Annotated in this window: 29 protein-coding genes, 1 other RNA gene and 1 pseudogene; 19 read left to right on the top strand and 12 right to left on the bottom strand. The window is 58.0% G+C overall.

Going from position 1 to position 21221, the window contains the following annotated elements:
- Nucleotides 1-35: 35 nt before the first annotated feature.
- The 3 genes from ssrS to L6418_RS12010 all read right to left on the bottom strand — a co-directional run bounded on the left by ssrS (nucleotide 36) and on the right by L6418_RS12010 (nucleotide 729).
- Nucleotides 36-214, bottom strand: a non-coding RNA gene (ssrS, locus tag L6418_RS12020) — 6S RNA.
- A gap of 3 nt (nucleotides 215-217) precedes the next feature.
- Nucleotides 218-532: a cell division protein ZapA gene (locus L6418_RS12015; RefSeq protein ID WP_237247162.1), complete on the bottom strand. Its 315-nt coding sequence runs from the start codon at nucleotides 530-532 to the stop codon at nucleotides 218-220.
- A complete protein-coding gene (locus L6418_RS12010) occupies nucleotides 529-729 on the bottom strand; it encodes a hypothetical protein (protein WP_237247161.1) in 201 nt (66 codons plus the stop codon). Before L6418_RS12010 ends, L6418_RS12015 begins: the two co-directional genes overlap by 4 nt.
- Before the next feature lie 309 nt (nucleotides 730-1038).
- On the opposite strand from L6418_RS12010, the gene L6418_RS12005 reads away from it, so the two are divergent.
- Together L6418_RS12005 and msbA are read left to right on the top strand one after the other, a co-directional pair.
- Nucleotides 1039-1623: a hypothetical protein gene (locus L6418_RS12005; RefSeq protein ID WP_237247160.1), complete on the top strand. Its 585-nt coding sequence runs from the start codon at nucleotides 1039-1041 to the stop codon at nucleotides 1621-1623.
- A 27-nt stretch (nucleotides 1624-1650) separates the two neighbouring features.
- Entirely contained in the window at nucleotides 1651-3402 is a 1752-nt protein-coding gene (gene msbA, locus L6418_RS12000) for a lipid A export permease/ATP-binding protein MsbA (protein ID WP_237247159.1), read from the top strand.
- Between the two features lies 1 nt (nucleotide 3403).
- Here the strand turns inward: msbA and L6418_RS11995 are convergent, their stop codons facing one another.
- Entirely contained in the window at nucleotides 3404-3907 is a 504-nt protein-coding gene (locus tag L6418_RS11995; protein WP_237247158.1) for a bacteriohemerythrin, read from the bottom strand.
- 398 nt (nucleotides 3908-4305) lie between these two features.
- Between L6418_RS11995 and L6418_RS11990 the strand changes: the two genes are divergently transcribed.
- A complete protein-coding gene (locus L6418_RS11990) occupies nucleotides 4306-4908 on the top strand; it encodes a peroxiredoxin (protein ID WP_237247157.1) in 603 nt (200 codons plus the stop codon).
- Between the two features lie 96 nt (nucleotides 4909-5004).
- Here the strand turns inward: L6418_RS11990 and L6418_RS11985 are convergent, their stop codons facing one another.
- Entirely contained in the window at nucleotides 5005-5520 is a 516-nt protein-coding gene (locus L6418_RS11985) for a Smr/MutS family protein (protein WP_237247156.1), read from the bottom strand.
- 9 nt (nucleotides 5521-5529) lie between these two features.
- Nucleotides 5530-6480 (bottom strand): thioredoxin-disulfide reductase, encoded by a 951-nt coding sequence (gene trxB / locus L6418_RS11980; RefSeq protein WP_237247155.1) that lies wholly within the window; start codon nucleotides 6478-6480, stop codon nucleotides 5530-5532.
- 100 nt (nucleotides 6481-6580) lie between these two features.
- Here trxB and mltB point away from each other — a divergent pair, with 100 nt between their 5' ends.
- Nucleotides 6581-7537 carry a lytic murein transglycosylase B gene (mltB, locus tag L6418_RS11975; RefSeq protein ID WP_237247154.1) on the top strand — a complete coding sequence of 319 codons (957 nt, stop codon included), beginning with the start codon at nucleotides 6581-6583 and terminating at the stop codon, nucleotides 7535-7537.
- Here mltB and L6418_RS11970 read toward each other — a convergent pair.
- A complete protein-coding gene (locus L6418_RS11970) occupies nucleotides 7530-7988 on the bottom strand; it encodes a C40 family peptidase (protein ID WP_237247153.1) in 459 nt (152 codons plus the stop codon). The genes mltB and L6418_RS11970 overlap by 8 nt on opposite strands.
- Nucleotides 7989-8120: 132 nt before the next feature.
- On the opposite strand from L6418_RS11970, the pseudogene apbC reads away from it, so the two are divergent.
- The 11 genes and pseudogenes from apbC to mog all read left to right on the top strand — a co-directional run.
- A pseudogene (gene apbC, locus L6418_RS11965) lies at nucleotides 8121-9221 on the top strand (iron-sulfur cluster carrier protein ApbC); the annotation flags it as partial.
- Between the two features lie 54 nt (nucleotides 9222-9275).
- Nucleotides 9276-9455, top strand: a complete 180-nt coding sequence (gene tatA, locus L6418_RS11960) for a Sec-independent protein translocase subunit TatA (RefSeq protein ID WP_237247151.1) — start codon at nucleotides 9276-9278, stop codon at nucleotides 9453-9455.
- Between the two features lie 95 nt (nucleotides 9456-9550).
- Entirely contained in the window at nucleotides 9551-10642 is a 1092-nt protein-coding gene (gene moaA, locus L6418_RS11955) for a GTP 3',8-cyclase MoaA (protein WP_408641578.1), read from the top strand.
- A 20-nt stretch (nucleotides 10643-10662) separates the two neighbouring features.
- Nucleotides 10663-11448, top strand: a complete 786-nt coding sequence (locus L6418_RS11950; RefSeq protein ID WP_237247149.1) for a HesA/MoeB/ThiF family protein — start codon at nucleotides 10663-10665, stop codon at nucleotides 11446-11448.
- Nucleotides 11448-11948 (top strand): cyclic pyranopterin monophosphate synthase MoaC, encoded by a 501-nt coding sequence (gene moaC, locus L6418_RS11945; protein WP_237247148.1) that lies wholly within the window; start codon nucleotides 11448-11450, stop codon nucleotides 11946-11948. The genes L6418_RS11950 and moaC overlap by 1 nt, the downstream gene beginning before the upstream one ends.
- Nucleotides 11945-12184 (top strand): MoaD/ThiS family protein, encoded by a 240-nt coding sequence (locus tag L6418_RS11940; RefSeq protein ID WP_237247147.1) that lies wholly within the window; start codon nucleotides 11945-11947, stop codon nucleotides 12182-12184. Before moaC ends, L6418_RS11940 begins: the two co-directional genes overlap by 4 nt.
- A gap of 214 nt (nucleotides 12185-12398) precedes the next feature.
- A complete protein-coding gene (locus L6418_RS11935; RefSeq protein WP_237247146.1) occupies nucleotides 12399-12824 on the top strand; it encodes a molybdenum cofactor biosynthesis protein MoaE in 426 nt (141 codons plus the stop codon).
- 8 nt (nucleotides 12825-12832) lie between these two features.
- Entirely contained in the window at nucleotides 12833-13336 is a 504-nt protein-coding gene (mobB, locus tag L6418_RS11930; protein WP_237247145.1) for a molybdopterin-guanine dinucleotide biosynthesis protein B, read from the top strand.
- Nucleotides 13333-13911: a molybdenum cofactor guanylyltransferase gene (locus tag L6418_RS11925; RefSeq protein WP_237247144.1), complete on the top strand. Its 579-nt coding sequence runs from the start codon at nucleotides 13333-13335 to the stop codon at nucleotides 13909-13911. Before mobB ends, L6418_RS11925 begins: the two co-directional genes overlap by 4 nt.
- A 3-nt stretch (nucleotides 13912-13914) precedes the next feature.
- Nucleotides 13915-15153 carry a gephyrin-like molybdotransferase Glp gene (glp, locus tag L6418_RS11920; RefSeq protein WP_237247143.1) on the top strand — a complete coding sequence of 413 codons (1239 nt, stop codon included), beginning with the start codon at nucleotides 13915-13917 and terminating at the stop codon, nucleotides 15151-15153.
- Nucleotides 15153-15698 (top strand): molybdopterin adenylyltransferase, encoded by a 546-nt coding sequence (gene mog / locus L6418_RS11915; protein ID WP_408641563.1) that lies wholly within the window; start codon nucleotides 15153-15155, stop codon nucleotides 15696-15698. The genes glp and mog overlap by 1 nt, the downstream gene beginning before the upstream one ends.
- 9 nt (nucleotides 15699-15707) lie before the next feature.
- Here the strand turns inward: mog and L6418_RS11910 are convergent, their stop codons facing one another.
- From L6418_RS11910 to L6418_RS11890, 5 genes are all read right to left on the bottom strand, one after another.
- A complete protein-coding gene (locus tag L6418_RS11910) occupies nucleotides 15708-16169 on the bottom strand; it encodes a hypothetical protein (protein WP_237247142.1) in 462 nt (153 codons plus the stop codon).
- A gap of 50 nt (nucleotides 16170-16219) precedes the next feature.
- Nucleotides 16220-16717 (bottom strand): thioredoxin family protein, encoded by a 498-nt coding sequence (locus L6418_RS11905; RefSeq protein WP_237247141.1) that lies wholly within the window; start codon nucleotides 16715-16717, stop codon nucleotides 16220-16222.
- Entirely contained in the window at nucleotides 16714-17232 is a 519-nt protein-coding gene (locus tag L6418_RS11900; RefSeq protein ID WP_237247140.1) for a cbb3-type cytochrome c oxidase subunit I, read from the bottom strand. The genes L6418_RS11905 and L6418_RS11900 overlap by 4 nt, the downstream gene beginning before the upstream one ends.
- Entirely contained in the window at nucleotides 17216-17797 is a 582-nt protein-coding gene (locus L6418_RS11895; RefSeq protein ID WP_237247139.1) for a c-type cytochrome, read from the bottom strand. Before L6418_RS11895 ends, L6418_RS11900 begins: the two co-directional genes overlap by 17 nt.
- A gap of 158 nt (nucleotides 17798-17955) precedes the next feature.
- The gene (locus L6418_RS11890) at nucleotides 17956-18696 is read right to left on the bottom strand and encodes a c-type cytochrome (RefSeq protein WP_237247138.1); all 741 of its coding nucleotides are present in this window, start codon (nucleotides 18694-18696) and stop codon (nucleotides 17956-17958) included.
- On the opposite strand from L6418_RS11890, the gene L6418_RS11885 reads away from it, so the two are divergent.
- From L6418_RS11885 to L6418_RS11870, 4 genes are all read left to right on the top strand, one after another.
- Nucleotides 18695-18982: a hypothetical protein gene (locus tag L6418_RS11885; protein ID WP_237247137.1), complete on the top strand. Its 288-nt coding sequence runs from the start codon at nucleotides 18695-18697 to the stop codon at nucleotides 18980-18982. The genes L6418_RS11890 and L6418_RS11885 overlap by 2 nt on opposite strands.
- Nucleotides 18983-19144: 162 nt before the next feature.
- Complete coding sequence (locus L6418_RS11880) at nucleotides 19145-19327, top strand: hypothetical protein (protein WP_237247136.1); 183 nt, start codon at nucleotides 19145-19147, stop codon at nucleotides 19325-19327.
- A gap of 9 nt (nucleotides 19328-19336) precedes the next feature.
- Nucleotides 19337-19618 (top strand): hypothetical protein, encoded by a 282-nt coding sequence (locus L6418_RS11875; protein ID WP_237247135.1) that lies wholly within the window; start codon nucleotides 19337-19339, stop codon nucleotides 19616-19618.
- Between the two features lie 185 nt (nucleotides 19619-19803).
- Nucleotides 19804-21210 (top strand): cbb3-type cytochrome c oxidase subunit I, encoded by a 1407-nt coding sequence (locus tag L6418_RS11870; protein WP_237247134.1) that lies wholly within the window; start codon nucleotides 19804-19806, stop codon nucleotides 21208-21210.
- The last annotated feature ends 11 nt before the right edge of the window (nucleotides 21211-21221 follow it).

Genomic DNA, 21221 nt, shown 5'->3' with positions numbered 1-21221 from the left:
TGCAAAGAAAATGCGGCTTGCGCCGCATTTGAATGGAGTCCCCCGCCTGTGCCGTTGACTCAATATCTTGAACCGGGGTTCAAGAGGGTCGGTTCCCGGTCACATCAGGTGCGTCCGCTGGGGACGCTCACAACAGTAACTTTAATGGGGCGCAACCTAAGCATTAGCTCATTGGTTCAAAGAATTATGAATCTGACGAACACCGCAGGGGACAAACCTAGAACAACTCATCCTGTTCCGCCAACGCGGCATCGATGGTTGCCTGCATGGATTGCATTCTACGCTTGAATTCGGCAAGGTCAAACCCGCCGCCGATGCGCGTGGTAAGCAGTTCGTGGGTGATGTTGAGGGCAGCCATGATGGCGATGCGCTCGATCGAGGCGATCTTGCCCGCATCGCGTATTTCGCGCATCTTTTTATCCAGATAGGCAACGGCGTCGAGCAATTCGGCGCGTTCGTCTTCGGGGCAGGCGACGCGGAGTTCGCGATCAAGGATGGTGACATCCAGCGAACTGACCTTGGCAGTGCTCATTGTATATCCTCGGGAAGTTGGGCCAGGAGTTTTTCCAGGCGCTGTGCCGCTTCGCTGACCTTGTCCTGGCTTTTGCGCTGCTGGCTCAATGCCGAGGCAATTTCCTGGCGCAGCTGCATGTTCTCCGCGCGCAGGCGTTGAGTGAGTTGTACCAATTGGGCCAATTTCTGGTCGAGGGCGTCGAGTTCGCTATCCATGAACGAACTATAAAATTAAAAAGCCTGTTAAGTCAATTGGTAACAAGGTATTTTGCAAGTGTTTTGGAATTCCTGGGCGCAAGTGCCGGTAAAACGGGTCTTGCCGCAATTTGCACGAGTAAGCCAAACCGCCGGTCGGTGTGCGGCCATTCGAAGGTGGGGATTGTGGTGACATGCAGGGCGCAACATTTCTGGATGCGGTCTGGCGGGTAGTTGCAGGCCTGCAACGGTAGGGCGCAGTCGCTTGCCCCCGCCTTTTCTGTTAAAGTTCGAGCCAGTTCTGGATTGGTGTTATATGGGGAGGGCAATATGAAAAAATTGCAGAATCGAGCGGTATGGATCGTCGCAGCGCTGATGTCGCTCATGGCGTTGACGCGCTTCAACCACTTCGGCTCTTCCGCGATGTTGCCCGACGCGTCTTATGCCGTGTTTTTCCTGGGGGGATTGTTCCTCGGGCGTCTGCGCAACGGTTTTGCGATACTGACGCTGTTGCTGGTCGAGGCGGCCATGGTGGATTATTTCGCGACCACTTTCCTCGGCGTCAGCGCATGGTGCGTGACGCCGGCATATGGTTTCCTGGCTTTCAGTTATGCCAGCTTGTGGTATGTGGCGCGCTGGTATGCACCGCGCCATGATTTGTCCGCTCAGGGCCTGCTCGGTTTGTTTGCCGCTGCAATCGCGGCAAGCAGCCTGGCTTTCGTCGTTGCCAATGTCAGCTTCTATATGCTGGCAGGATATTTCGGCAATATGAGTGCTTCCGAATATGCCACGCGTGTCGCGCAATACTACGGCTCCTACCTCGGAGTGGCGTTGCTTTACATCGGGTGCGGCGTCATTGCCCAAATGATATATACCTTGGTGACCGGCAAGCGGCACGATGCAAATGCAGTTTGAGTGCCGCTCGGGCGTAGTCGCTATTTGATGACCAGCCTCCAACTCTATCTGCGCCTGATGGGCTATGTACGCCCTTATTGGCGGGCGTTCGCGGTCTCGATACTCGGTATGGCGGTGGCTGCGGCCACCGAGCCCCTGCTGCCGGCATTACTCAAGCCTTTCCTGGATGGTACGTTTGTGCAGAAAGACGACTTGGTGATGCGCTGGGCGCCGGGGCTGATCCTGCTGATCTTCTTTGTGCGCGGCGTTGCCGGTTTCTTCGGCTCGTATGCGATCCACTGGGTGGGCAACAAGCTGGTGATGGATCTGCGCGCCGAGATGTTCGGCAAGCTGCTTGCGCTGCCTACGCGTTTTTATGACGACCACGCCACCGGTTCCCTCATCTCCAAGCTTACCTACGACGTGACCCAGGTGACTGCCGCAGCGACCAGCGTAGTCACGATCACGGTACGCGACTCCATCATCATCGTTGGCTTGCTTGCATGGCTTTTCTACTTGGATTGGAAGTTGACGCTGCTGTCCTTGCTGGTTGCTCCCGTCGTAGCCTGGGTCATCAGTACCATCAATCGCCGTCTGCGTTCATCCAGCCGTGACTCGCAACGGGCGATGGGCAGCATCACCCAGGTAATCGAGGAGAGCGTCACGGCGCACAAGGTGGTCAAGCTCTTCGGCGGGCAAAGCTACGAGTCGGCGCGCTTTGCGGTCGAGATCAACGGGGTTCGCCGGCATATGATGCGGCAAGCCGCCGCTGCGCTGGCCAACGTGCCCATCGTACAGATGGTCGCGGCGATCGCGCTGGCGGTCATCGTCTATCTTGCAACCATGCAGGCCAGGAGCGATGCCACCACGGTAGGCGGCTTCCTTTCGTTTGTCACGGCCATGCTGATGTTGACGGCACCATTGAAGCGGCTCACCAGCGTGAGCGAATTCACGCAGCGGGGCCTGGCGGCAGCCGAAAGCATATTCGAATTGCTCGACAGCCCGAGCGAGGTGGATGCCGGCAAGACAGAGATCGGACGTGCCACCGGCCATCTCGTTTTCGAGCACCTGGATTTTTCTTACCATGATGACGGACGCCTGGCGCTGGATGACATCTGCCTGGATATTCCCGCCGGCCAGTCGGTGGCCCTGGTCGGGGCATCGGGCAGCGGCAAGAGTACGCTCGCCAACCTGGTGCCGCGTTTCTACACCCCGACCGGCGGGCGCATCACCCTGGACGGACATGATATCCACGATCTGTCGCTGGCCAGCCTGCGGGCGAATATCGCGCTGGTCAGCCAGGAAGTGGTGCTGTTCAACGATACCGTTGCCGCCAACATCGGCTATGGACAGATGCGCGAAGTGCCGGAATCCGAGATCGTTGCCGCGGCCACGGCGGCGCATGCCATGGAATTCATTCGCGAGATGCCGCAGGGGCTGGAAACACTGGTGGGAGAGAAGGGAGTGCGTCTGTCGGGCGGGCAGCGCCAGCGCATCGCCATTGCCCGTGCCATCCTCAAGAATGCACCCATTCTCATTCTCGACGAAGCGACATCGGCACTGGATAGCGAATCCGAGCGGCATGTACAGGCCGCGCTGGAAACCCTGATGCAAGGACGCACCACGCTGGTCATCGCGCACCGCCTTTCCACCATCGAGAAGGCGGACCGGATCGTTGTGCTGCAAAAAGGCCGCGTCGTCGAAACCGGAACGCATGCCGAGCTGCTGGCAAAAGGTGGCGCGTATGCGCAGCTGCATCGCATTCAGTTCGCGACGGCGGCAATGCTGGAGAATGCCTGAATCAGGCGGCTTTCCACACCTCCCACCATTTTTTCGAGTTCGACATCAAGGCAAATTCTGCGCTGGCTTCGCGTTCCCACGCTGCAACGGAGAAACCGGCCTGCTGCAGCGCCTGGCTGTATTTCGTGTCCACGCCCTGGATATGTTCTTTGAGCCAGGTTTTCAGGAAACTCAGCATTTCGAAATAGATCGGTTTTTCCTCAAGCAGATGTTTCTTGCAGAGCTGATCGAGCTGTTCCAGCAGTTTCTTGTGTTCCAGCTTGTGCGCCTCGAAGTCTTTGTATTTTGCGTCACGCATCAGCCTTTCTTCCAGCGTGAAATGCGTTTGCGTATAACTCAAAAGCGCATCCAGTATTCCTGCTATGACTTTATCGCCTTCGCGCCTGGATACGGCGACGAACAGGCGGTTGAGGATGTTGACCAACTCCAGATGCTGATCGTCGATGGTTTTGATATTGACGCTGTAGTCGGAAGACCATTTGAAAAAGACTTCATCAGCTGACATTAGCTACCTCCAGAAATCACTTCGCAGTTATAAAAACATCCATTGAACTTGCAGCTTGGTATCGCCAATCATTTTCTTGCTGCCCCGGTAAATAGGCGTGTCATGAAAATGGCTATACAAGCTTACAATGCCAAGGGTGATTTGCAACAGGCCGTTAATCTGCTGCCAAGACGGGGACGAACGGTTCGATCGATGGATGCGCATGGCGAGCGTCTATCTGTGCATCTTCTTGCGGCAAATCTTCGGATTGGAATACCCCCATCCCTGAAATTCGAATAAAGTCGTGTTAATCTCGGGCAGTTCAGTTGACACTGCTGGCATATCTGGTAAATTTCATACCCTAGCGATTCAGTCAAGAAAAGCCCGCCACTTCCCCAACCATCTATTAGGAGATCATCATGGCAGTACTCGTAGGCAAGCAAGCTCCCGATTTCAACGCCGTTGCCGTCATGGGCAACAATGAAATAAACGAAACCTTCAATTTGAAGAAGCAGATTGCCGGCAAATATGCCGTGGTCTATTTTTACCCGCTGGATTTCACCTTTGTGTGCCCGTCCGAAATCATCGCGTTCGATCACCGCCTGGAAGAATTCAAGAAGCGCAATGTGGAAGTGATTGGTGTCTCTATCGACTCCCATTTCACCCACCTCGCCTGGAAGAACACCCCGGTGGAAAAAGGCGGTATCGGCCAAGTGCGCTACACACTGGTTGCCGACATCAAGCATGAGATCTGCAAGGCATACGACGTGGAAGCCGAGGGCGGTGTGGCTTATCGCGGCTCTTTCCTGATCGACCGCGCCGGTGTGGTGCAGCACCAGGTGGTGAACAATCTGCCGCTGGGGCGCAATATCGACGAAATGCTGCGCATGGTGGATGCATTGCAATTCACCGAAGAGCACGGCGAGGTCTGCCCTGCCGGATGGAGCAAGGGCAAGGCCGGCATGAACGCCTCGCCGGATGGTGTGGCCAAGTATCTGGCTTCGCACGCCAAAGAACTGTAAGCCGATCCGGTTCGATGCAACAAAAAGGCTCCTGCGGGAGCCTTTTTGTTGCCCTGTGAAAACTGAAATCGAAGCGGTCGAAAAGAGATCGATGAATTAACTGCTTTTCAGCAGTACCCATACCGCGCCACCGCCTCCCGCATATTGAGGCGCCTCGCAAAAGGCCAGTACTTGCGGATGTTGCGTCAGCCAATGGCGGGTGCGGGTCTTCAATATCCCGTCGCGCCCCTCGCTGCGCCAGCCTTTGCCATGGATCACGTTGATGCAGCGCAGCCCTCGTTGCGTCGCGTCATGCAGAAATTCCATGAGCAACCTTCTTGCGCCATCGCTGTCGAGGCCGTGCAGGTCGAGCGCGTCTTGCGGCGGCCATGCGCCTCGGCGCAGCTTGCGCAGCGTCATGCGATTGAGGCCGGGGCGCAGGAACTCGTTGAGCGCGATGTCGCCGGCACCATGGTCTGACAGGTCATCGGCGATCGGGGCTGGGGAGTGCGTCGGAATGGTGATCCGGCGCGGTTTGCGCACCGGTTCGATGCGGCTGGCAGGAGCGAGCGGCGTTACGCCTTCCAGCGCTTGCCGGAACAAGGCTGCATCCTGCTCCGGCTTTTCTTTCATCCGCTACACCTATGAAGCGAGGTATTTGTCCGCGTCCAGTGCTGCCATGCAGCCGGTGGCGGCACTGGTACACGCCTGGCGGTAGATGTAATCCTGGACATCGCCGGCAGCGAAAACACCATCGATGCTGGTTGCCGTGGCATTGCCGTTGCGGCCGCCGCGCGTGACGATGTAGCCGTTTTCCATCTCCAGCTGTCCGGCGAAGATGTCGGTGTTGGGTTTGTGGCCGATGGCGATGAACACCCCGGCGAGCTTGATCTCCTGGGTCGCGCCGCTTTGCACGTTTTTGATGCGCATGCCGGTGACGCCGCTGTCGTCGCCGAGCACCTCATCCAGGGTTTGATGCAACTGCAGGGTGATCTTGCCTTCCTTCACCTTCTCCATCAGATGGTCGACCATGATGCGCTCGGCGCGGAAGGTGTCGCGCCTGTGCACCAGCGTGACATGCCTTGCAATATTGGCCAGGTAAAGCGCTTCTTCCACAGCGGTGTTGCCGCCGCCGATGACGGCCACATCCTGGTTGCGGTAGAAGAAACCGTCGCAGGTAGCGCAGCCGGAAACACCTTTGCCCATGAACGCCTCTTCGGACGGCAGGCCCAGGTACTGCGCCGATGCGCCGGTGCAGATGATGAGCGCATCGCAGGTGTAGCTGCCCGCATCGCCGACCAGCAGGAACGGCTTTTGTTGCAGCCGGGCGGTATGGATATGGTCGAAGATGATCTCGGTGTTGAAGCGTTCCGCATGTTGCTGGAAACGCTGCATCAATTCCGGCCCCTGCACGCCGTTCACGTCGGCAGGCCAGTTGTCGACTTCGGTCGTGGTCATCAGTTGACCGCCTTGCGCCATGCCGGTGATGAGCACCGGCTTGAGGTTGGCGCGGGCGGCGTAGACCGCGGCGGTGTATCCGGCCGGGCCGGAGCCGAGGATGATGAGGCGGTGGTGCTGTGCGGTTTTTTCCATGGCGATAAAATGCTTTTCCTAGGGTGAGAATGGATTGAAATTTAACAGTGACCGGTGGTGCTGTCGAGTAGAATGCGACAACCACGAAGCCTGATGTGCCATGAAAAAAACACTATTTCTTGTTCTCCTGTTCATCCAGTGCGTTGCACATGCAGCCGATCTTCCGGGCATCCCGGCCTTCATCGACGAGATGGTGGCAAAACATCATTTCAAGCGCGAAGAGCTGCAGCAGGCTTTCAGCCGCGCCGAATATAAGCCGGAAGTGATCGATTCCATCACCAAACCTGCGATCCTCAAGCCCTGGATCGAATACCGTCCGAGTTTCATTAACCCGCAACGCATCGATGGCGGGGTGCAGTATTGGCAGCAGTATGCGGCGGCGTTGAAGCGTGCCGAACTGCAATACGGCGTACCGCAGGAGATCATCCTCGGTATCCTGGGGGTGGAAACCGCGTATGGGCGTAACCCGGGACGGTTCCGTGCGCTGGATGCATTGACCACCCTGGCCTTCGACTATCCGCGCCGCAGCGATTTCTTCCGCGACGAATTGGAGCAATACCTGTTGTTGGCCCGGGAGCAGGGATTCGACCTGCTGTCCATCCAGTCTTCCTACGCTGGCGCCCTGGGCATACCGCAATTCATGCCCAGCAGCTATCGGCGCTTTGCCGTGGACTTCAACGGCGACGGCAAGATCGACATCATGAACGAACCCGAAGATGCCATCGGCAGCGTGGCCAACTATCTGCGGCAGTACGGCTGGCGCATCAGCGAACCGGTGGCGCTACTGTGCAAGGTCGACGACGAGAAGCGCCTCGGCGTCATCGGAGAGGCCCGCCCGTATATGGTCTGGCGCGACGCCGGAGTGGTACCGGTGAAGAAACAGGACGGATTCCTGCCGCCCGCCTGGCTGCTCGATTTCACCGCGGAATCCGGCAAGGAGTACTGGCTGGTATTCAGCAACTTCAACGTCATCATGCGCTACAACAACAGCAATTTCTACGCGATGTCGGTCTACCAGCTGGCCGATGCCATCCGCCAGGCGCGGGGCGCTAATTGAGGATGCGCCGCGCCCCGTCGTACCGCGTTTGCCAGTAGCGCAGCTGCATTTCTTCGGTGCGCACGCGCTCGCCGCTTCTCGGCGCGTGCACGAATTTCCCGTCGCCCACATATATCCCGACATGCGAGAAAGACGCATGCTGGGTGTTATAAAACACCAGATCGCCAGGGTTGAGCTCGTCCCGCTCGATCGGTGTGCCGACCTGGCTGATCTCGCGGCTGGTACGCGGCAGCGAGATGCCCAGCGCATGACGATAGACATGATCGACGAAGCCGCTGCAATCGAAGCCGGCGGCAGAGTTGCCGCCATAGCGATAGGGGGTGTCCGCCAAGCTTATCGCATACATCACAAGGTCGTTTACCTGGTCGTCGGAGGCGGCGAATTGCCGCGTTGGCGCCGTACTGCAGGCAGCCAGCAGCAGGGAAAGGGAAACCAGCAGCAGTTTTTTCATGGGCGCAATTTAAGCTTGCGCTGCGCATGCTGTAAAGCCGGACTGGCTTGACGCCGAAATTGACCGTATCCGGAGTCGGGGCTATGGCCCCCCACTCTGGTATAAAATGGATGCTTTCAAAATCAGCAGGAGCAGACAATGAGCTTTACTGAAGCCGACGTACAGAATGCGTTGAAGAATCTGACCGACCCCAACACGAAGAAGGATTTCGTCAGCGGCAAATCCGTGAAGAACATCAAGGTCAGCGGCGCCGACGTGTCGCTCGACATCCTGCTCGGTTATCCGGCCAAAAGCGTGCTGGACGAAATCAGGCAACTGGTCGAGACGCATCTGAAATCGGCCCTGCCGGGTGCCGGCAAGGTCACCGCCAGCGTGAACAGCAAGGTGGTGCCGCACGCGGTACAGCGCGGCGTCAAGCTGGTCGATGGCGTGAAAAACATCATCGCCGTGGCGAGCGGCAAGGGCGGCGTCGGAAAGAGCACCACAGCCGTGAACCTGGCTCTGGCACTGGCCGCCGAAGGCGCCCGCGTCGGCATGCTGGACGCCGATATCTACGGGCCTTCGCAGCCGACCATGCTGGGGATCAGCGGGCGGCCGATCTCCAAGGATGGCAAATCCATGGAGCCGATGGAAGGCCACGGTTTGCAGGCGATGTCCATCGGGTTCATGATCGAGGGCGACGACGCACCCATGGTCTGGCGCGGGCCGATGGCGACGCAGGCACTGGAGCAGCTGTTGCGCCAGACCCGTTGGGACAACCTGGATTATCTGGTGATCGACCTGCCGCCCGGCACGGGCGACATCCAGCTCACACTGGCGCAAAAAGTGCCGGTGACCGGTGCGGTGATCGTGACCACGCCCCAGGACATCGCATTGCTGGATGCGAAGAAGGGGCTGAAGATGTTCGAGAAGGTGGATGTGAAGATCATCGGCATTGTGGAGAACATGAGTACCCATATCTGTTCCAAGTGCGGGCATGAAGAACATATCTTCGGTGCGGGCGGCGGGGAGAAGATGTGCGCCGATTACAACGCGGAATTCCTCGGCGGGTTGCCGCTCGACATCCGTATCCGCGAGCAGGCGGATTCCGGCAAGCCGACGGTAGTGGCCGATCCTGACGGCAACCTGGCCAGGGCCTACAAGCAGATCGCAAGGCGTGTCGCGGTCAAGGTGGCAGAGATGGCGCAGGACCACAGCGCGGCCTTCCCCAAGATCGTGGTGCAGAATACCTGACGCTTGGGAGCGAATGGCCTGTGCCATTCAGGCTTGGTTTGACGGGAGAGGGATATGGGTTCGTTCAGCATTTGGCACTGGTTGATCGTATTGCTGGCCGTGGTGCTGATTTTCGGCACCAGAAAACTGCGCAGCGTGGGCAGCGATCTGGGCGGTGCGGTCAAGGGGTTCAAGGACGGGATGCAAGCGGCAAGCAATGCGCCCGGTCGGCCGGAATCCGAAGGCCGACGGTAAAGTAAGGGGCGGAGCGTCCCGGCGTCGCCTGGTGGTTGTGCCGGATCGCCTTCTTGGATATCGCTATGAGTCATCGCATCTTTCGCATCGCATCCATGGGGCAGCAGCCTGCCCCGGCGGATTACCGTGCCCTGGACAAGGGGCGCGATCTTTCGGACACGCTGCTGGACAGCCTGCAGCGCCCGCTGCGCGACCTGCGCATCTCGGTGACGGACCGCTGCAACCTGCGCTGCACCTACTGCATGCCGCGCGAGGTATTCGACCAAAGCCACAGCTTCCTGCCGCGCACCGAATTGCTGACCTTCGAGGAGATCGAACGGCTGGCACGGCTGTTCATTCGCCTGGGAGTGAGGAAGATCCGCCTGACCGGCGGCGAGCCGCTGCTGCGGCGGGGTATCGAGCAGCTCATCGAACGACTCGCCCGCCTGCAGACCGCGACCGGCGAACCGCTCGAGATCGCCCTGACCACCAATGCCGTATTGCTGGCACGCAAGGCGCAGGGATTGAAGGATGCCGGATTGAGCCGCGTGACTGTCAGTCTGGATGGCCTGAGCGATGCCGCTTTCCGCCGCATGAGCGATTCGGAGGTCGACGTGGCTACCGTACTGGCAGGGATAGATGCTGCGCAGGCGGTGGGGCTGGGGCCGATCAAGGTCAACATGGTGGTCAGGCGCGGCGTGAACGAACACGAGATCGTGCCCATGGCGGAACGCTTCCGCCATTCCGGCATCGTGCTGCGCTACATCGAATTCATGGATGTCGGCAGCACCAATGGCTGGCGCATGGACGATGTCGTCACGGCAAGCGAGATCCTGCACCAAATTGCCGAACACTTTCCGCTGGAGCCTATCGATCCCAATTACAGCGGGGAAGTGGCGGCACGCTGGCGCTATGCGGATGGCGCCGGCGAGGTCGGCGTGATCGCCTCGGTCTCGCAGACGTTCTGCCATGAATGTACCCGGCTGCGGCTTGCCACGGACGGCAAGCTCTATACCTGTCTGTTTGCGGGCGAAGGGCTGGATCTGCGTGCGCCCCTGCGCCAGGGAGAAAGTGACCGGGTGCTGACCAACCTGATCGCCGATCGCTGGGAGCGGCGCACCGACCGTTATTCGCAATTGCGCCATGCCGCGGCTGGACAACCGGAACATCCGGTCAAGAAGGTCGAGATGTCCTATATCGGTGGCTGAGGATACGCATGGGAAATCAAATGAACGACCAGCAACTCCTGCGTTATAGCCGCCACATCCTGCTGCAGGAGATCGGCATCGAGGGACAGCAACGCCTGCTGGACAGCCGCGTGCTGATCATCGGCCTGGGAGGGTTGGGCTCGCCCGCGGCGCTCTACCTGGCTGCGAGCGGCGTCGGCCAGCTCACTTTGTGCGATCACGACACGGTGGATTTCAGCAATCTGCAACGCCAGATCATCCACCGCACCGGCATGGCTGGCCAGTCCAAGGTCGTTTCGGCACAGGCTGCGCTGCGCGAGATCAATCCCGAGGTGGAATGCGTCGCTGTGCCGATCCGTGCCGACGAAGCGCTTTTGCGCGAACTTGCCGCGCAGGCCGACGTCGTGCTGGATTGCAGCGATAATTTCGTTACCCGTTATGCCGTCAACCGAGCCTGTCTGGCCCGGCGCAAACCGCTGGTATCGGGGGCGGCCATCCAGTTCCACGGCCAGGTCGCCGTGTTCGATTACCGCCGTGACGATGCGCCCTGTTACAACTGCCTGTTCCCCGAGGACAGCGAGGCGGAGGAATTGCGTTGTGCGACAACCGGTGTTTTCTCCCCCCTGGTCGGCATCATCGGCACACTGCAGGCTGCAGAAGCGCTCAAGCTGCTGATCGGCATAGAGCGCGGATTGAGCGGCAAGCTGCTGTCCGTCAACGCGCTGGACATGAACATCCTGCGCAGCAATCTGAGCAAGGATCCGGCCTGCCGCACCTGCAGCGGAAACTCAGTCCGCGCAATCGCGGTAAAACAGGAAAACAGCTAATGGACAAGCTCACCCATTTCTCCGAAGCTGGCCGCGCCCGCATGGTCGATGTCTCGGAAAAAGCCAGCACCCAGCGCGTTGCCGTCGCCAGCGGTGTGCTGCGCATGCAGATCGCCACCCTGGAGCGCATCCGTACCGGGCAGGTCGCCAAGGGTGACGTGCTGACCGTGGCCGATGTCGGTGCGGTGATGGCCGCCAAGCGCACCCCGGACATCATCCCGATGTGTCATTCCATCGCGCTGTCGGGAGTGGAAATCGAGTTCAGCGAGATCGTCGAGCCGGATGCGCAGGGTTGCGTGGGTATCAAGGTCGTCGCCACCGCCAGTTGCGTCGGCCAGACCGGTGTCGAGATGGAGGCGCTATGTGCAGCCAACGTCGCGCTGCTCACCATCTATGATATGTGCAAGGCCATCGACCGTGGCATGCGCATCGAGTGCGTGCAGCTGGAAGAGAAACGCGGCGGCAAGAGCGGCGTGTGGAAGCGCGGAGACAGTAAATGATCAAGGTATTGTTCTTCGGCCCCGTCGCCGACCGCGTAGAAACACGCGAGATGCAATTCGAATACACGCCAGGGATTACCCTGCACGACATCACCGCCAAGATCGGCATGCAGCATCCCGGCGCGCTCAGTATCGTCAGTTTCATTGCGGTGAATCAGAATCAGGTACACGACAAGCAAATGGCGCTGCATGACAATGACGAGATCGCCTTGATGGCGAAGTTCTCGGGAGGGTGAGATGCATCCAAATTCCCAGCAAACCCGTCATTCCGGCGCAGGCCGGAATTCAGCGAAGACAACAAGTCCGCGCAGCGGACAAACCCGCATGATGTCCTGCTACGCAGGAACTTCCTTGATTATCTGGATTCCGGCCTGCACTAAAAGTAGGCAATTTGCTACTCGGCAAGTCGAGTGCAAAGTTGACACCGCCGGAATGACGGTGGAGGTTTAAATGAACGAACCCGTCCGCATCCAGGAAGCAGACTTCTCGCAAGACGAGGAAATCGCCGCCCTCAAAGCCACCTCGCAACGCATCGGCGGCATCGCCACCTTCCTCGGCTGCGCCCGCGATTTTTCCGAAGGACGCGACGTGCATGAGATCAGCTTCGAGGCCTACGGCAGCATGGCGCTGGCCGAGATGAACAAGCTGCGCGCAGCAGCCATCGCCCGCTTCAGCCTCATCGACGCGCGCATCGTGCATCGCGTCACCACCGTCGGCCCCGGCGACAACATCGTGTTCATCGCCGCCGCCGCCGAACACCGCGCCGCCGCGTTCGACGGTTGCCGCTGGATGATCGACGAACTGAAACAGCGCGTGCCAATCTGGAAGAAAGAGATCACGCCGCAGGGTGAATCCTGGGTGACACCGCATCCATGAGCGAAGCTTTGCGATCAGCGGTCCCGGTATTCAGCATCGTTGGCCATTCCGGTGCCGGCAAGACCACGCTGGTGGAAAAACTCATACGCGAGCTAAGTGCACGCGGCTTGCGGGTGGCCACGATCAAGCATGCCCACCACAAGGTGGAGCTGGATACCCCGGGCAAGGACAGCTACCGTTACAAGGAGGCGGGCGCGGTGATGAGCATGCTGCTCACCCGCGATGCACTGCAGCTGGTGGCCGATGCAAAGGTGCAACGCGAGCCGGAGCAGCTGGCGCAGCGCTTCCTGGGTGAAGCCGACCTGGTGCTGGCGGAAGGCTTCTCGCATGCGCCGGGTGCGAAGATCGAAGTATTGCGCCGTGCCTGCGGCCAGCCGCCGCGCTGCGCCATCGCAGACGGGCTGGTGGCGATGGTCACCGACATGGATGAGGCGCATCCGCAGTTGCCGCATTTCGCGCTCGAGGATGTGCCTGGCATCGCCGACTTCATTTTGCAGCGGGCTGTGCGATGATCGATGATTGCACCGCGCTCGTGCTGGCGGGCGGAGATTCTCGCCGCATGGGGCAGGACAAAGCAGCGCTGATCCTGGACGGGAAGACCTTGCTGGAGCGCGTTACCGCCGTCATGCAGCAGGTCTTCCCCAAGGTTATCGTCAGCGTGCGCCAGCTGCGCAGTGATGTGGGGGTGCCGCAGGTTTGCGACGCGCAGGCTGCGAGCGGGCCGTTGGCCGGCTTGATCGCCGGTTTGGCCGAGGCCGATACTTCATGGGTGTTTGCAGTTGCATGCGACATGCCCTTCGTGACCCGGGAGATCGTCCTCCATCTCGCTGCGTTGCGTGGCGGCTACCAGGCTGTGGTGCCGGTGGTCGGGGGCCACTTGCAGCCGCTGGCTGCCTTTTATGCGGCAGGCGCGCGGGACGCGATGCGTGCAAGCCTGGCGGCGGGCGACAGGAGCCTGCGCGGTGCACTGGAAAAGCTGGATGTGCGGTATGTGGACGAAGCGGAGTTGCGCGATGCGGATCCGCAACTGCGCAGTTTTTTTGACCTGGATACGCCGCAGGATCTGCAGGCGGCGCGGGAGAGATAGGCAGTGGAACACCTGACAGTGACGGCAGCGCAGCGATGCGTTATGGAATCGGTGAAATTGCTCGGCAGCGAGACTGTCCGGCTGGATCGCTCGCTTGGGCGCGTACTTGCCGAGGATATACATTCCAACCGCGACCAGCCGCCATATGATGTTTCGGCAATGGATGGCTTTGCTATTCGCAGCGCGGATGTGGCGAAGGTACCGGCAGTGCTCGAAGTCGTTGAGGATATCAAGGCGGGCGGCATGCCGAGCTGGACAGTGCAAGCCGGGCAGTGCGCGCGCATCATGACCGGGGCGCCGGTGCCGCAGGGTGCGGATGCGGTGATTCGCGTCGAAGACACGCATGCCGTATCGGATCTGCGGGTACGGATCGATTGCAGCGTAAAGGCCGGCAACGATATTCGCCCGCGCGGCGAGAGCATGCGCGATGGCGAGGTGGTGTTAAGGCGTGGAACCGAGATCACGCCGGGCGTGATCGGCATGCTGGCGATGGTGAAGCGTGCCAACGTGCTGGTTTATCGCCAGCCGCGAGTGGCCATCCTTTCCACCGGCGACGAACTGGAGGGGCTGAACGAACCGTTCGATGCGGGCAAGATCCCCGACTCCAATAGCCATGCCCTGATGGCGCAAGTGCAGGCCTTGGGGATCGAGCCTGTGTTACTGGGGATCGCGCGCGACGATCCGGACGAGTTGCGTCGCTATCTGCAGCAGGGCCTGCAGTTCGATGTGCTGCTGGTCTCCGGCGGTACCTCGGTCGGGGTGCATGACTATGTGCGGCCGACGCTGGAAGCGCTTGGCGTGCAGATGATGTTCTGGCGGGTGGCGATGAAACCCGGTCATCCGGTCGCTTTCGGCATCGCCGCCGATGCCTGTGTCTTCGGGTTGCCGGGCAATCCGGTCTCCAGCATGGTTTGCTTTGAACAGTTCGTGCTGCCTGCGCTGCGCGGCATGATGGGAAATCCGCGCCCATATCGTCGCACCATCGAGGCGACCCTGGGGCGGGAGGTGGGGCACCGCCCGGGACGTACCGAATTCATCCGGGTGACATTGGACCGGCAGGAGTGCGGCTATGTGGCCGTTTCGACTGGCGCCCAGGGCAGTGGCATGCCGTCTTCGATGGCCAGCGCCGATGGTTTGCTGGTGGTGCCGTCCGGCAGCGACGGTGTGGCGGCGAACAGCAAGGTAACAGTACAGCTGCTTGACGGAACAGCGTATCAGGAAGAGGCGGGCGGAGAATGGTGATGACGGCGCGCATCGGTATTGTGACGGTTTCTGACCGCGCCAGCCGCGGCGAATACGAAGACAAGGGCGGCCCGGCGATCCAGGCATGGTTGTCGCGCGTACTGATCAGTCCATGGCAGCCGGTAGCGCGGGTGATTCCGGATGAGCAGGCGCTGATCGAGCGGACGCTGATCGAGCTGGCTGACCGGGAAGGGTGCAGCTTGATCGTTACCACCGGCGGTACCGGTCCGGCACTGCGCGACGTCACGCCGGAGGCGACCGAAGCTGTATGCGAGAAGATGATGCCTGGATTCGGCGAGTTGATGCGGACCGCATCTCTCAAGTTTGTGCCGACCGCCATCCTGTCGCGGCAAACCGCAGGGATACGCGGCAGGAGTCTGATCGTGAATCTCCCCGGCAAGCCCTCTGCGATAGATGACTGCCTGAATGCGGTGTTTCCGGCGATCCCTTATTGCATCGACCTGATCGAGGGGGCGTACCTGGAATCGGATCCCGAGCAATGCAAGGTTTTCCGTCCTGCGCATGCGGTGCGCAAGAACGGATGATCGGGATGCCTATTTATTGAACTTGTTCTTGAAGATGGTCTGCAGCGAGTCGAATTTCTCGGCGGTCGGGAACTGCCCTTTATGGAATACGAATTGCAGCTGCTTTCCGGCACCGTCCAGGCCGGTGATCCCAAAAGACTTTCCCGCATAGTCGGCATAGTAACGAAGGTTCTTCACCAGGTTCACCTGTATCCCGTTGCGCTGGACCAGGCCCAGGGTGCCATCGCCAACCTTGATCGAAACAGGGGCGGAAGGTAACAGCATCAAGCGCGTCTTGAATACGCGATTGAAACCGGCGATGAAAAAGAAGCAGGTCAGAAAAAAGAACAGATAACCCATATTGTGGTCGTCACCGTACCAGAAGCTGGCTGCCAGCGAGGCGAGCGCCACGACGGTTGGGATGTAAAGCAACAAATCCCAGACCATGCCTTTGTGATCGGGAACCAGATCGAATTGCGTCGTTTCTGCCATTACCGCTAACTCACTAGAAATCGTTGTATTAACAAGGTCGTCTTGTTGTTCTACAAGACCTGTTTTACTGCGCTGTCCATCTCGCCGATCAGCATGCGGCCGGCGCGCTCGAATTGCACGACGCCATTCTTGTCGATGAGGAATGTCCAGGGATCGCCCATCACCCTGTAAGCGTTGTACGCCTGCGGATTGGCATACTGATCGATGTGGATGACGATCATCCGATCCTGGTACTCGTCCATCACGCCTTTCAGCATTTGCAGCTGCTGATCGCAATTGGTGCAATGTCCGGGGGTGGCGAATTCAAGCAGGATAGGCTTGCCGGCCAGCAGTGCCTTGTCCACCGAATACTGGTACATGCGGGCATCCGGTTGCCGGTAAGTCGTGATCTTGCTCAGGTTGCCGTCCACGTCGGCCAAGGTTTTGGTGGGCAGGCTCGGGGCATGCATTCCTACAGAGAAGCCTGCAGAAAGCTGCTGCTCGCAGCCCACCAACAGGCTTGCGAGCAACATCCCGGAAAATGCCGACAGAACCCCGAACTTTTTCATGCTGGTTTTTGCCATCCCGACGTGGTTGTCTTGTAAAGATTGTAGCCCCAGATGATATTGGCGGTGAGTACCAGCATTCCGAAAATGCCGACAAAAGCCATCAAATGCTTGACCACGCTTTCCGTATTGTCGCCCGTGCTGAGGCCGCCGATCAGGCCGGCAGCAAGGAAAAAGACCACCATGCCGATCAGGCCGAAGTTATGCATCCAGAAATGGATTTTAACCAGGCGCACGCTGTAGATCTGGCGGCGCGACAAGTTGGGAACGACGTAGTACAAGGCGGCGAAGATCGCCATCTCGACCCAGCCCAGCAGATTGATGTGGCCATGGGCGAGGGTAATCAAACGACCATGTGCACTGTAGTCGACGAAGTAACGGAAGGCGGGGACGCCGCCCATTACCGCGCCCCAGGAGAAGCCGATGATGCTGTAGATGATGCAGGCATAGACGAACCACAATGTGTATCTGGTAAAGTCTGCGCGTTGCGTGGCATCGTGCTCAATGCTTGCTGTCATGTTGTTCCTCTTGTGGTTTTGATTTCATCCATTCGCGAATGTCTTTGTACTGGGCTCTCCAGCCGTCTGGTGCCCACATGTCCAGCATCGCGTTAATAAAGCTCGAGTCGCCTTGCGGAGGTTCGAACGAAGAAGACGAGCCTTGATCGGCCTTCAGTTCGGACAGGAAAACCGCCATGGCCCGCAGATCCGCATCCGGCAGATCGGAAACATACGATGCGTCTTTGGGTGGTGCGCCATGATCCATGGTTTTGGCACCATAGACCGATTCCGGCTTTTTCAGGAAATTGTAGAAGTAATCGACATCATGTTTCGAACCCAGGCCATCTAGGCTGACGCCCATGCTGGTGCCGCTGCCGACCGCGCGATGACAGGTATAGCAATCTCTTTGCTGGTATATCTGGTAACCATGCATGCCCTCATCCGTAAAAACGAAATGCGTCAGGATCGGGAACAACGGTTTTTCTGAGTGGCGCCGAATGGCTTCCAGTACGGTAAAGTTGATGATGGTGACAACCACCAAAAACCCAATTATCCCAAAAAGGATCTTTTCTCCCTTTTTCATCTATCTCCAATCCTGCGGTAACGCTAGCCACGCACGGTGTTTCCTCGTTTATCGGAAACCCCAAAAACAAAAATACTGATCAGGCCTCGATCAGTACTTGTAAGACCTCCGGCACCTTATGGCCGGTGCCGGAGGGAGTCAAAATACCACAGAACAGCTTAGTGAACAGCTTTGATGTTCTTCAGGACTGTCTGGTTGTCCACATCCATGCCATCGCCGGCGGTGCTGTCAGGTGCTTGCGACAGGAAGGTGGCGACGTTGTTGATGTCGTCATCGGTCAGGTTGTGTGCCACGGCACGCATTTGACCCATTGGGTCATTTGTCCTGGAAGCCGAACGCCAATTGGTCAGCTGGCCGACCAGGTAAACGTATTTCTGCTGACCGATCTTCGGATAGACCGGATCTGCGCCGCGACCATTATATCCGTGGCACGACACGCAGGCGGACACTTTGTCTTTTGCAGCGACATCAGGCCCGTTGCGACCGTATTTAACCAGGATCTCGCCTTTATAGGCCTCGCCGATCTTTTTGCCGTCGGCTTTCAGCGCATTCAGGTCGGAAAGCTCGGAAGCTCTTGGGAAGCTGTTTTCGTATGCGGCCAGGTCGCGGCGATCCTGCTCGCTCAATCCTTTTGCAATGCCATTCATCTGTTGCATGACTGTGTCCATACGCTTGTCTTCAGCGAAATTGGTCAGCTGCTTGACAATATATACATAGCCAATGTTTGCCAGTCTCGGGGAGCCCATGCCGTCGTTCCCCATGGCCTTGTCGCCATGACATACGGCGCAAGCTGGCACGCCTGTGTCGGGCTTGCCGTTCTCATAAATGTTTTTTCCGTTGGTCAGATTGACCGATACACCGCCAGCTTCGGCAAAACTCGCGCCGGATACAGCCAGCATGGCAACCGCACCGCAACTTGCCATTGCCAATTTCGATAACATACGCATGTGCTCCTCCCCCTTGATTTATAAATACCCGCAGCAATTACGGGCCAACACTATTGCAACCTTGCGTTTTCCCGACGACAAGCGATCAGGAATGTTTCTTCATCAGAAGAAAAGCCAGGCCGAATATAAATACGAATATACCGATATACATGGTAATAACTTCACCGGTTGTCACATCTGGTTCAAGCATCTGTATCTCCTTGGTCGGTTTATGGTTATTGATTCAATTGCACTTTAAAACACCCTCTTAGGACGGCGCGATATTAGCACCAAGAAATCCCTGAGGCAATAGTGTCATTGCGCCCAACTAACGTTAAATTAACGTTAAATTATCGTCAATTCAGCATAAGTGGGGCTAAATATAATCCGTCGCCTATAATTCCCTTGACAAGGCGAGGGGATGCTATTTAACATCCGCAGAAGCAAATACGTGCGTCCTGGATTGCTTGGCGAAAGCCGTGGGGCGGGCTTTGGGGTTCTGGCTGAGAGGCTGGGCGGCTGCCGCGGGGTGCGGATTCTGGATTTTGTTTGGCGTGAAGTGTTGATTTTTGTTTCGAGCGAAGTATTGATTTTCATAACTTAGGGGGGGGTCATGAGTACAAAGAAAGAGACTAAATCTCTATCCATGTGGCTGATTGTGGTAAGCGGCATGCTGACGGGCATGGGCAATGGCAGCGTGTTTGGTGCTGCCTTGATGTGCCTGATGGGGCGTGGCGGTTTTGCGAACTGGGGTGGTGGTGGAAGTACTGCCTATGATCCTTCGACATTCACCGGTTTTATCGACTGGGCGATGATCGTTTTCGGTTTGGTGTTCTGCGTGATTCTGTATGTTGGATTGTCTCGGCACTACAAGCTGGAACATCGGGCTGCTTAACTGGCGCTGTATAAATTCTTCGGTATTTAATTTAGGGGAACGACTATGACTTTAATCGCAGGATCGCTGGGCGTGCTGCTGGCTTTTTCGAGTATGTTGCTTTCTTGGTACATTCTTATCCCGCACGAAGATAAAGATAGTGCCAATCACTGATTCAGTGTTCATTTGAGCTTAGGGGGAGATGCATGTTTAAATATCTATTTGCCAAGAACGAAGACATACCGTCTGGTTCGGCGGCAGTATTCTTTGGTTTTTCTTCAATTATCTGGTTTGTTATCGGTACCGGATTGGGGTCTTTTAATGCGGCCAAGCTCGCATTCCCCGATTTTGTAACGGGTAATATTTATTTCGCCTTCGGTCACATGCGTCAAGTGCACGTGATGGCGGTGATTTTCGGCTGGATCTCGATGGCGTTCGCCATGGCGATGATGTACATCACGCCTGCGCTGGGCAACACAAAGCTGTGGTCGGAAAAGCTGGGTCTGTGGAACTGTCTGCTGTGGAACGTTGGCCTGCTGCTGGGCTTGACTGTTCTGTGGGCGGGTGTCACTTCCGGCCGTGAGTATTCCGATTTCCCGTGGCCGATCGACTTGTACCTGGCATTCTTCGTATTCATCCCGCTGGCTATCAACGTCTGGATGACTATCCTGAATCGCCGCACGCAGGGTATCTATACGACCAACTGGTTCTTCGCTGCCGCCATCTTCATGGTGATCATCGTTTTCCTGGTGGGTAACTCGCCTGAATTCTTCCATCTGACCGGTTTGACCGAGGCGTATCTGACCTGGTGGTTTGCGCATAACGTGCTGGGTCTGTGGATCACTCCTGTTGCAGCTGCGATCGCTTACTACACCATTCCGAAGGTGACCGGTAATCCGCTGTACTCGCACCGCATTGGTCACCTGCATTTCTGGTCTGTGGTGGTGTTCTACTCCACACCGGCTGCGCACCACCTGATGTCGGCTCCGTTGCCTGAGTGGCTCAAGTCCTTTGCTTCCGTGGAAGGCGTGCTGATTCTGGTTCCGGCAATTGCATTCGTTTCCAATATCATGCTGACGATGAAGGGCAAGTGGCACATGTTCGTAGAGAACGTCGAAGTGCGCTTTACCATCACTGGTTGCTTGATGGCCATTCCGCTGAACATGCAGGGTGGTTTCCAGCAAACTCGCGCGATCAACTGGTACATCCATGGTACGGGCTGGATCGTTGCTCACGCGCACTTGGCCTTGCTTGGTTTCTCTACCTTCCTGGAGTCGGCAGCCGTTTACCTCGGCCTGCAAACAATCATGAAGCGCAAGCTGTATTCCTTGACGCTGGCTAACATGCACTTCTGGCTGCTGCTGATCGGATTCACCACATACTGGGTTTCCATGACGATCGCTGGTCTGATCCAGGGCGCGGGCAAGATTTACGAAGTTCCGTACATCGACGTCGTGATTGCCGAGCACCCATACATGATCGCCCGCTGGATCGGTGGTACCTTGGTATTCATCGGCAACGTCCTGTGGCTGTACAACATGTGGATGACAGCGCGCAAAGGAACTGAAGTTCCCCAGGGCCGTATGCCTCACGAGTTGGGATACGAGCGCTAATATTAGCCTGT

This window comes from Sideroxyarcus emersonii, assembly GCF_021654335.1.
GTDB lineage: Bacteria > Pseudomonadota > Gammaproteobacteria > Burkholderiales > Gallionellaceae > Sideroxyarcus > Sideroxyarcus emersonii.
Note: the sequence above shows the minus strand (reverse complement) of the source record. Positions and strands in the feature narration are given on the sequence as shown.

Coding starts and splice junctions, on each gene's coding strand:
- mog (WP_408641563.1), top strand. CDS start 15,153: ATGACGGCGCGCATCGGTATTGTGACGGTTTCTGACCGCGCCAGCCGC.
- L6418_RS11950 (WP_237247149.1), top strand. CDS start 10,663: ATGAACGACCAGCAACTCCTGCGTTATAGCCGCCACATCCTGCTGCAG.
- L6418_RS12005 (WP_237247160.1), top strand. CDS start 1,039: ATGAAAAAATTGCAGAATCGAGCGGTATGGATCGTCGCAGCGCTGATG.
- trxB (WP_237247155.1), bottom strand. CDS start 6,480: ATGGAAAAAACCGCACAGCACCACCGCCTCATCATCCTCGGCTCCGGC.
- L6418_RS11995 (WP_237247158.1), bottom strand. CDS start 3,907: ATGTCAGCTGATGAAGTCTTTTTCAAATGGTCTTCCGACTACAGCGTC.
- L6418_RS11935 (WP_237247146.1), top strand. CDS start 12,399: ATGAACGAACCCGTCCGCATCCAGGAAGCAGACTTCTCGCAAGACGAG.
- msbA (WP_237247159.1), top strand. CDS start 1,651: ATGACCAGCCTCCAACTCTATCTGCGCCTGATGGGCTATGTACGCCCT.
- moaA (WP_408641578.1), top strand. CDS start 9,551: ATGGGGCAGCAGCCTGCCCCGGCGGATTACCGTGCCCTGGACAAGGGG.
- L6418_RS11890 (WP_237247138.1), bottom strand. CDS start 18,696: ATGCTGGCTGTATCCGGCGCGAGTTTTGCCGAAGCTGGCGGTGTATCG.
- L6418_RS11990 (WP_237247157.1), top strand. CDS start 4,306: ATGGCAGTACTCGTAGGCAAGCAAGCTCCCGATTTCAACGCCGTTGCC.
- L6418_RS12010 (WP_237247161.1), bottom strand. CDS start 729: ATGGATAGCGAACTCGACGCCCTCGACCAGAAATTGGCCCAATTGGTA.
- L6418_RS11875 (WP_237247135.1), top strand. CDS start 19,337: ATGAGTACAAAGAAAGAGACTAAATCTCTATCCATGTGGCTGATTGTG.
- L6418_RS11880 (WP_237247136.1), top strand. CDS start 19,145: ATGCTATTTAACATCCGCAGAAGCAAATACGTGCGTCCTGGATTGCTT.
- moaC (WP_237247148.1), top strand. CDS start 11,448: ATGGACAAGCTCACCCATTTCTCCGAAGCTGGCCGCGCCCGCATGGTC.
- L6418_RS11940 (WP_237247147.1), top strand. CDS start 11,945: ATGATCAAGGTATTGTTCTTCGGCCCCGTCGCCGACCGCGTAGAAACA.
- L6418_RS11895 (WP_237247139.1), bottom strand. CDS start 17,797: ATGAAAAAGGGAGAAAAGATCCTTTTTGGGATAATTGGGTTTTTGGTG.
- L6418_RS11870 (WP_237247134.1), top strand. CDS start 19,804: ATGTTTAAATATCTATTTGCCAAGAACGAAGACATACCGTCTGGTTCG.
- L6418_RS11985 (WP_237247156.1), bottom strand. CDS start 5,520: ATGAAAGAAAAGCCGGAGCAGGATGCAGCCTTGTTCCGGCAAGCGCTG.
- mltB (WP_237247154.1), top strand. CDS start 6,581: ATGAAAAAAACACTATTTCTTGTTCTCCTGTTCATCCAGTGCGTTGCA.
- L6418_RS11970 (WP_237247153.1), bottom strand. CDS start 7,988: ATGAAAAAACTGCTGCTGGTTTCCCTTTCCCTGCTGCTGGCTGCCTGC.
- L6418_RS11925 (WP_237247144.1), top strand. CDS start 13,333: ATGATCGATGATTGCACCGCGCTCGTGCTGGCGGGCGGAGATTCTCGC.
- L6418_RS11910 (WP_237247142.1), bottom strand. CDS start 16,169: ATGGCAGAAACGACGCAATTCGATCTGGTTCCCGATCACAAAGGCATG.
- L6418_RS11905 (WP_237247141.1), bottom strand. CDS start 16,717: ATGAAAAAGTTCGGGGTTCTGTCGGCATTTTCCGGGATGTTGCTCGCA.
- tatA (WP_237247151.1), top strand. CDS start 9,276: ATGGGTTCGTTCAGCATTTGGCACTGGTTGATCGTATTGCTGGCCGTG.
- L6418_RS12015 (WP_237247162.1), bottom strand. CDS start 532: ATGAGCACTGCCAAGGTCAGTTCGCTGGATGTCACCATCCTTGATCGC.
- L6418_RS11885 (WP_237247137.1), top strand. CDS start 18,695: ATGGCAACCGCACCGCAACTTGCCATTGCCAATTTCGATAACATACGC.
- L6418_RS11900 (WP_237247140.1), bottom strand. CDS start 17,232: ATGACAGCAAGCATTGAGCACGATGCCACGCAACGCGCAGACTTTACC.